This window comes from Sporosarcina sp. AD_1 (genome assembly GCF_057373025.1).
Map to the genome: position 1 here is coordinate 1 of NZ_JBPVIR010000021.1, position 7,403 is coordinate 7,403.

Consider the following 7,403-nt stretch of genomic DNA (forward strand, 5'->3'; position numbering starts at 1 on the left):
AAGCATTCCGTCTTTCCTTGGACGGAATGCTTTTTCATTCGAAAATAAATTCTTTATGACTCTCTTACCGAAAGATTCTCTTTAAGAAAAACAAAACGAAGAAATGAAGCAGTCCCCCAACGACGCCATAAACAGCTGCTAACAGATACGTGAATTCCTCACTTGCTCCGAATACCCAGATCCCTGCAATTAAACCTATAACTCCTCCGCTACAAGCATAGCATATACCTTTCATCCAAACTGACATCGATTTTCCTCTGTTAGAAAAGTCGAGAAACAGGGAAATAGGAAAGGCACCAACCAAAAATATTGGAAAGGTAAAAATAGCAGCCAAGATGAATATTGATAAGAAGGTCCAGGAATTGTCCAAAGTTAGTTGTGAATAAAAAGCGAAGCACACGGCGAATAATACGGGCGATAAAAAGGAAGCAAACAGATATATGGCAAAACGGTCGAATGATTCCTTATAAGCATTTTCCATAAACTCTACCTCCTTTTGTATGTTTACTATTTTTTCTTATGGGAATTTAATACAAAAAAATGGCGAGGTGACTCATTTTGAAGGTAATCAGTAGGCTGGTAATCATAGGTATTCTAGCCGGCGTTCTACTTGCCGGTCTCTTGAAACTAGTATATGTCGCCACGGGCAATAAAGCGTACACCCTCTTATATAATGTCGATTATATCCCAATTCTAAGTAAATGGGAATCATATCCAATTATTGGGATTGCCTTTCATTTTGTCTTCTGTATCGCCAGTGTTGTCGGTCTTTATTTCATACTGCGTTTTGTTCATCTGCAAAAGCGCATACTCCCCTACTTTCTCACCTATACGGCGGGCAGCGGCATCTTATATTTCTTGACAGCCTTGTCCGATAAACCACCCGCAGCCAATGATGTGGAAGCCTGGCTTTATTGGACGCTCAGTCATGCAGCGTATAGCGTACTAGTGGCTGAACTTATCATTCATTGGCTCCATCGTCATAAATCGCTTTCAGGTAAGACGCTCCATACGGAAACTTGAATTTATTAAAACACTTCTGCTGCTTCGGTGGCAGTTTTTTTGTTTCGGTTTCCTCACTAATCTTCTGCAAAAAATGGTAGACTAGTACAAGGATTAGGGAATACATCTTCTGGATGTAGATCCTGACAATACTCTTCTCTGCATCTGAGAAGAATTTCACCGCAATGAAAAAGGAGGAAGAATAGATGGCGGAACTCTGCCCGATTTGCAAGGGCCCGAATCACTGCTGCAATAATCAGGATAAATCCATCGGGTCGTGCTGGTGTACTGACAAAACCTTTCCGGAAGGCATTTTTTTGCTAGTGCCGGAAGAAGAAATCCGAAAGACCTGCATCTGCAAAACTTGTCTAGATAACTATAAACGCGACGAAGAGTTGGAGTCGCCTCGTTAACTAAGAAAGGAATCATTCATGCTCAAACAATTTTTCTCTTATTACAAACCACATCGGCGTTTGTTCATCATCGACTTTTCGAGTGCTGTTTTCGTTGCATTGCTTGAACTGGCTTTTCCATTGGCAGTCCAGTGGTTCATCGATTCCCTGCTACCGTCCGGCAATTGGGGACGTATAACAACAGTCAGCATCCTGTTGCTGCTCGTATATTGCCTCAGCACTGTTCTACAGTATATCGTAAGCTATCTCGGCCATAAACTCGGCATCAATATCGAGACGGATATGCGGAGGGAATTGTTTGAACACGTCCAAAAACAATCGTTTCGATTTTTTGATAATACAAAAACGGGCCATATTATGACTCGCATTACGACAGACCTGTTTGATATTGGGGAATTTGCCCATCACGGTCCGGAAGATGCATTCATCGTTGTAATGACTATCGCCGGGGCATTCGGTATTATGTATACTATAAATCCAGAACTTGCCTTAATCACGCTTGTCATGGTGCCATTGCTTATTGTTATCGTCACCTACTGCAATAAGAAAATGAACGCAGCCTGGCATAATATGTATGGCAAAATAGCGGAAGTCAACGGACGTGTCGAAGACTCTGTTTCGGGCTCGCGTGTTGTAAAATCTTTCACAAATGAAGATTTCGAGATGCAGCGTTTTAACCGGGACAATGGCAATTTCCGTTTAGCAAAACTTGTCGCTTATAAAGTGATGTCATGGACCACATCGTCCATTTACATGTCCACCCGGCTTATGACACTCATCGTTCTTGTTGTCGGGGCCTGGTTCTTTATTAATGAAAAACTTACATACGGCGAACTTGTCAGCTTTATACTTTTTGTTAATATCTTGACGAAACCGATTGATAAGATCAGTGCTCTGCTTGAATTGTACCCGAAAGGGATGGCAGGATTTTCTCGCTTTCAGGAGTTAATCAGCCAGGAGCCAGAAATTAAAGATGCTCCAGATGCGATCGATGTCCCCCATTTGAATGGTGATGTCCAACTGACTAATGTCACCTTCGGGTATGACAATAACAAACCAGTCTTGAATAATATTAGCCTTTCAATCAAAGCTGGACAAACAGTAGCGTTTGTCGGTCCGTCAGGTGCTGGCAAGACGACGATCTGTTCCCTTATCCCACGATTTTATGACGTAAATGAGGGCCGAATCGAAATTGATGGGCTCGACATCCGCCGCATGACGCAGCGGTCGCTTCGCAGCCAAATTGGTATTGTTCAGCAAGATGTGTTCCTGTTCACAGGAACGGTGAAGGAAAACATCGCCTATGGCAATCTCGCAGCTTCCGATGAAGAAATTTACGAAGCAGCTAAACGGGCTCATTTAGAGGAGTTCATTGCCAATCTGCCAGATGGCTATGAAACGCAAATTGGCGAACGTGGGCTAAAATTATCTGGCGGTCAGAAACAGCGTCTTGCGATAGCCCGTATGTTCTTGAAAAATCCGCCGATCCTCATTTTGGATGAAGCGACGTCCGCACTTGATACAGAAACCGAACGGATCATTCAACAATCACTAGAAGAACTGTCCGAGAACCGTACGACACTTGTCATCGCCCATCGCTTGACGACGATTCGGAATGCTGACCGGGTGATCGTAGTCACACCGAACGGGATTGAAGAAGAAGGGACCTATTCGGAGCTTGTGGAACAAGGCGGGACATTTGCCCGTTTGCATGCAAATCAAATCTAAAACGACAAAAGTACCTATGGGAGTTGTTCTTCAAAGGACAGCTCATAGGTACTTTCTTTTTGTACAATGTTTTGTGAAACCGAGTTGCCAATAGATCGTATATTACCCAAAGGGAATCGTCTACGTCTGCTTGAGAGTTAAGACAGATTATATTTGTATTATTGGGAGGTGGAACGATGAATAAGCCAGTAGGGATGTTTCTAGTTATCTTAAGTTTGCTCCTATCTCTTGGAGCACTTCTAGACATTTCATCGGATTTAAATGCGGCCATCGTCGGGGTCCTTCTAATCGGATTACCTCTTTACATACTTGGACAACTGATTCGAATAGGAAGGGCTCGATTCAGGAGGAACGGGATCCGCTACATCTGGGGGTTCATTTACTGTCTTGTCATCGTACCAGCTCTCTTTTTATCATTGGACGGTTATGAAGAATTAAAAAGAAGGACGTTTGCCAATCAGCATTTTATCCTGTATGAATCTTCCTCGGAAGCATCAGGTACTGGTCTTTCCGTCGGTTTTCTAATGCTTTTATTGTTGTTATTTACCTTTCCTTTCATGGGTATATCAAGAAAAGGAAAATGGATAGCCGGTGCTCTATCTGTCGTGACAGTTTTCGGTTTTATTTCTTACCAATATATTATGTGGAATGATTATCGCGGAATCCACGAGGAACAAGGTCTCCTTTCTCACAGTTGGAAAGGCGAAACAGAAACCATATCATATGACAACATTAAAGAGATTACCGTACTTCCTACTGTGAAATATGCGTCTATAAGTGACCCGACCGATGACACTTACTTTCTCTGGAAGATGACCTTCTCAATGATGGATAATCGGGAAACGACATACACATTCTATTTGAGTGAAGTAGACATTAACATAGCTGCTCGAATTCGACAAGTTGCGAGTGAGCATCACATTCCTTTCGTTGTTTATCAAATGAATGAAAAAACAAAGGAAGAGTTCAAGTTTCAGTTAGATTTAAAAGAGCTCAATAAGGAACCGTTTTATTCTTTTTTCGGTGTAGAATGACAAAACCGCTTCTTTTTAAAGAGGCGGTTTTCATTATGATTATTTTTATTCAATGGCTGTTTCCGACTCCATCCACTCTTTCCCCTCTACCTGCCTGGAAACTATCATACTTGCGACTGTATCTCCCGTCGCATTCACCATCGTTGCCGGTGGATCAACCACGACACCAAACGCTGATATAATCGGCAAAGCTTCAAGCGGCAGACCATACATCGTCACGATCACCATCTCACCGATGAACCCGCCACCTGGAATCCCACTCATTACCACGCCGGACAACAAGGAAATACCAATCGCAGTTAAAAATGTACCGATGCCTGTAAAGTCCATATTAAATACGCCAAATACAAAAGCGATCTTTAACATAGCGGACAAACAGGATCCATCCATATGAATCGTTGCTCCCAATGGAAGAACGGTTTCTCGAATATCCTTTGGAACCCCAATATCTTTGGCTGCCTGCAGATTGACAGGCAGTGTGGCAAAACTGCTCCCTGTCCCTAACGCCGTAGCTGCTGGAGTTAAGATGTTTTTCCAAAAGCGGGTGATTCCTTTTCGTCCGCCTGCCAGAAAAGCATAAAGCGTAAATCCAATTGCAAAGTACGCAAAAGAAACAGGATAATAAAGAAGAAATGCTTGCGCATAATCACCGATTAATTCCGCTCCGAAAGAACCAATTAACGCGGCAAAATAGGCAGCTAAACCGATTGGCGCATAATACATGATCAGCTTGATAACACGCATGAAAACTTCTGAACCGCTTGAAAGGAACTTAGCGAACGGCCGACCGGCTTCTCCCGCCAAACTTGTTGCCACCCCAACCAACACTGCGAAGACGATGAGAGCCAGCATGTTTCTCCGGCTGAATAATTCGACAAAATCAGGCACGGTGAACGTACTGACTAATTGTTGCGACAGTGTCAATTTTTCTACCTGATCCGGTTCCACTAACGGTATTGAAGTCCCTGTGCCGACCGGAACTACCAGCACTGCAATCAGCATGACAATCGAGGCAATAATTCCTGTAATAACAAACACAGTGATCATGGAGCCCATAATTTTCCCAAGCCGTTTCATACTGTCCATATTGGCAACTGCCGAAGTAATGGAGAAAAACACGAGCGGAACAACAACCATGAATAATAAATTCAAAAACACCTCACCAAACGGTTTCAGTACGTTTGCCTTCTCCCCTATGATCAAACCAATTATCGAACCAATGACAATTGAAGCCAACAACAGCAACGGAAACCGATACGCCTTCCATTTCATCCCGCATCCCCCCTTGTTCTTTTAGTACAAAGCTATTCATTACTGCCTTTTCCAATAGAACACTCCACTGGCTGAAAATTCAGCGGGACCCGTCATCCAAACATGTCCGTCTGAAGCCCAGCAGATGCTCAAGTCCCCACCACTCAGATGAACCGTGATGTCTTGATCGCGGTCTGCAAAGCCGTTTAAAACAGCTGCTACTACTGATGCGCACGCCCCTGTCCCACAAGCTTCCGTTATTCCTGACCCCCTCTCCCACACCCTGAAGTTCATTTCATTTGAATGAATAATCTCCACAAACTCCACATTTACCCTTTCGGGAAATCGGGGATCGTCTGTCACAACCGAACCGACTTCCTGTAATGGTGCATTCTCTATGTCATCGACAAAAAATACGGCATGGGGATTGCCCATAAAGAGAGCTGTCACTTCTAATGTATGAGAGCCGAGCGGGAACGATTCCGATATCACTGGCGCATCACTCTCGCCTACCATCGGGATACTCCGCCTGTTCAATACAGGCGGCCCCATATTGATCTTTACAATACTTTCGTGCCCATTCTTCGAAAATACCTCAGCCTCTGTTCGCCCTGCCTTCGTTTGAATAGCGCACCTTGATGTCGTGACCATCCCATGTTCCACTACGTACGCTGCGACACAGCGCAATCCGTTCCCGCAGCTTTGGCCTTCTGATCCATCCTTATTGAAAATCCGCATGCCAACGTCGGCTTCATCAGAGGGCAGAATCAAAATCAATCCGTCAGAGCCGATGCCTGTATTGGGATTTGATACAGCTCTTGCTAACGGCGCAAGCCAAGCCTCCTGCAAAGGGTGCTTGAAGGCATCGACATAAATATAACTGTTGCCGAGTCCATGCATTTTCGTAAATGGAATTTCAATGATCTCCAATTAAATCCCCCCTTATTTATCTAAACCTTTTAAATAGTATAATATATTATCTTACAATCTACTACATGATCCGTAGTGGCTGAGTTTGCCAAACCATTTTTCTGGGTATGATGTGTATTAGGAGGTAGTGCATATGCAGAAAGAGTGCGAACAGTATATACTCACAAGGGAACTACAGCATCTCGCCGACGAATATCATGCTGCCCCCGCCACTTTGAAGCCGGTCATCCTCGACGACATGGATTTGCTGTATGACGCGCTTGCATTGCTGGAGGATGGATGGCAGTCTTCCGGATAAGTCGATTGGTTTTGTAATAGCAAAAAAGCCCACCTGATATACAGGTGAACTACTGATAATCTTCCTTGTTTAAACTCTCCAGCTGTCCAATTTTCTTCAGTAATATGGATCTTTTTCATTCGCGATGATGAACTAGATCATCGAAGCATTACGCAGCATAAAACGATAACCATGTGAAGAGTCACTTGCATATTCCTGATCTTCTTGAGTACCTGCCAGCTTCAGCTCTCCCAGAATCTTGTCCGTCTCTTCTTCCGTCACTTGTGTATCAACTGTCCGAATCAACGTCATGATAACTTGAGTTGCAGCTTCATCCATCTCATCCGCACCATGCATGAGAGCCCGAACATTCTTTTCCCCTTCATTGCCTAACAATTGGATTCGATATTCTTCGTCAAGTTCAATATCTACAATTTGAAAACCTCTTCTTGGCTCGGACCATTCAGAATGAGCAACCCGGTACTGGATTCCTTCTTTTTCAGCGGCCTTGTTAAAATCGCCCTGGAACTGCTGTGCATTCATGCCGAGTTGATCTTCTTTTAAATCTGAGGCAGTTGTCTTGCTTTGCTCTTCTCTGTCCGCTTTGTCACTGTTGTCTTGAACAGATGTAGCATTGTCTTTCCCTTTCACTGCATCCTCTTGTTTTTCATTCCCACAAGCGGCCAATAAATACGTCCTGCTAATACCAAAAAGCACATCCTTAACCAATGGATGTGCTCAGACTGTAGACAAAGTCACTTTGAGATC

The 7,403-nt window shown here is 43.7% G+C and carries 8 protein-coding genes; 5 read left to right on the forward strand and 3 right to left on the reverse strand.

Going from position 1 to position 7,403, the window contains the following annotated elements; translation table 11 throughout:
• The first annotated feature begins 558 nt into the window (after positions 1–558).
• From ACSW3C_RS20080 to ACSW3C_RS20095, 4 genes are all read left to right on the forward strand, one after another.
• Complete coding sequence (locus ACSW3C_RS20080) at positions 559–1,023, forward strand: hypothetical protein (protein WP_486564866.1); 465 nt, start codon at positions 559–561, stop codon at positions 1,021–1,023.
• A gap of 185 nt (positions 1,024–1,208) precedes the next feature.
• A complete protein-coding gene (locus tag ACSW3C_RS20085) occupies positions 1,209–1,415 on the forward strand; it encodes a cysteine-rich CWC family protein (RefSeq protein ID WP_486564867.1) in 207 nt (68 codons plus the stop codon).
• An 18-nt stretch (positions 1,416–1,433) separates the two neighbouring features.
• On the forward strand, positions 1,434–3,143 hold the full coding sequence (locus ACSW3C_RS20090) for an ABC transporter ATP-binding protein (RefSeq protein ID WP_486564868.1): 1,710 nt from the start codon (positions 1,434–1,436) through the stop codon (positions 3,141–3,143).
• Between the two features lie 176 nt (positions 3,144–3,319).
• Entirely contained in the window at positions 3,320–4,177 is an 858-nt protein-coding gene (locus ACSW3C_RS20095; protein ID WP_486564869.1) for a hypothetical protein, read from the forward strand.
• A 45-nt stretch (positions 4,178–4,222) separates the two neighbouring features.
• Here the strand turns inward: ACSW3C_RS20095 and ACSW3C_RS20100 are convergent, their stop codons facing one another.
• Positions 4,223–5,449 carry a dicarboxylate/amino acid:cation symporter gene (locus ACSW3C_RS20100; RefSeq protein ID WP_486564870.1) on the reverse strand — a complete coding sequence of 409 codons (1,227 nt, stop codon included), beginning with the start codon at positions 5,447–5,449 and terminating at the stop codon, positions 4,223–4,225.
• 39 nt (positions 5,450–5,488) lie between these two features.
• Positions 5,489–6,352, reverse strand: a complete 864-nt coding sequence (dapF, locus tag ACSW3C_RS20105) for a diaminopimelate epimerase (protein WP_486564873.1) — start codon at positions 6,350–6,352, stop codon at positions 5,489–5,491.
• A 139-nt stretch (positions 6,353–6,491) separates the two neighbouring features.
• Between dapF and ACSW3C_RS20110 the strand changes: the two genes are divergently transcribed.
• Complete coding sequence (locus ACSW3C_RS20110) at positions 6,492–6,656, forward strand: hypothetical protein (protein ID WP_486564871.1); 165 nt, start codon at positions 6,492–6,494, stop codon at positions 6,654–6,656.
• A gap of 132 nt (positions 6,657–6,788) precedes the next feature.
• Here the strand turns inward: ACSW3C_RS20110 and ACSW3C_RS20115 are convergent, their stop codons facing one another.
• Complete coding sequence (locus tag ACSW3C_RS20115; protein ID WP_486564872.1) at positions 6,789–7,364, reverse strand: hypothetical protein; 576 nt, start codon at positions 7,362–7,364, stop codon at positions 6,789–6,791.
• Positions 7,365–7,403: the final 39 nt, after the last annotated feature.